This is a genomic window from Pasteurella oralis (genome assembly GCF_042681465.1).
Lineage (GTDB): Bacteria > Pseudomonadota > Gammaproteobacteria > Enterobacterales > Pasteurellaceae > Pasteurella > Pasteurella oralis.
The window spans coordinates 1-1,049 of the sequence record NZ_JBHUFP010000019.1; the positions used below are offsets into that span (position 1 = coordinate 1).

At 43.3% G+C, this 1,049-nt stretch carries 1 protein-coding gene; it reads right to left on the reverse strand.

The genetic code is table 11. From position 1 onward, the window contains the following. Positions 1–1,049: ShlB/FhaC/HecB family hemolysin secretion/activation protein (locus tag ACFSAV_RS09275; RefSeq protein WP_379098873.1), on the reverse strand; the 1,049-nt coding region annotated here is incomplete at both ends.

Genomic DNA, 1,049 nt, shown 5'->3' on the forward strand with positions numbered 1-1,049 from the left:
GCATTACGAAACACTAAACGAGAAAGTGTGACCTTGCTATTCTCACTTCGCCCCGAATACATTACCGTCGAACCAAAAGCCGCTGCGATTTCTTGCACATAATCATTTTCACTATGACTAGCAGATAACTGCCAATAGCGCCAAGGTACTGAATAATAAAAACTTAAATTACGACTCTGGCGTTTCCCTTTATCATCCTCTCCTGTCCAATGGGGGCGTTTTAAACTATGTGTAAAGCTGGTATAAAACAAATCATTCGCCGTGAAAGTATTATCTAACGATAAAGTCATTGAACCTTGCCAACGTCCAGTTGATGTCGAGCCTGCATCATCTAAACCTAACGTTAAACGAAACGGAAAAGCTTGAGCATAGTGCACCACTAAATCACTTTCCCCCAGTTGCGCCTCCCCCTCTGCAGGCACAATGTTAATGGTCGCTTCTGCGGTCGGCACCCGTTTGAAATTTTCTAAAGATTGTTCAATATCTCGTACATTAAGCACATCACCTTGTTGCGGTACCATCGCAGTCCAAGCTGTTAAACGCGTAAACTTATTCACCCCACTTTTATCTGTTATCAAGCTATGACGCAAACGCCCTGGTATCACCGTTAACAGTAACTTACCCGAACGTAAATCTTGCTCGCCTGCCACTACACGTGTTGTCACATAACCTCGCTCAATAAGCCGATTTTGCATTGCCTTCATCAGTACATTTATCCCTTCACCACCTAAACAATGGGGCAACATCAAGCTTAATTCTGCTGCCGCTTGATGATAAGCCCAACTAAACTCACTACGTGCTGCTTGAAAAGTCTCAGTCACATGAGCTAGATGATAAGAAAAATCAGAGGAGGTATAAGAGGATGTTTGGAAAGAAAAGTCAGAAATAGGAAGGGCAGAAGCTTGATAATCAAGAATATGAATACGTTCAATCGGAAAACAGGGCGATTCCGCAACAGGTAAACGAAACTCACTCGAGGGTGGCTTGTCAAATTGCACATCCGATTGCGCTGAAAACTGATTGGACTTTTGGACTTCCAACGCTTGTTG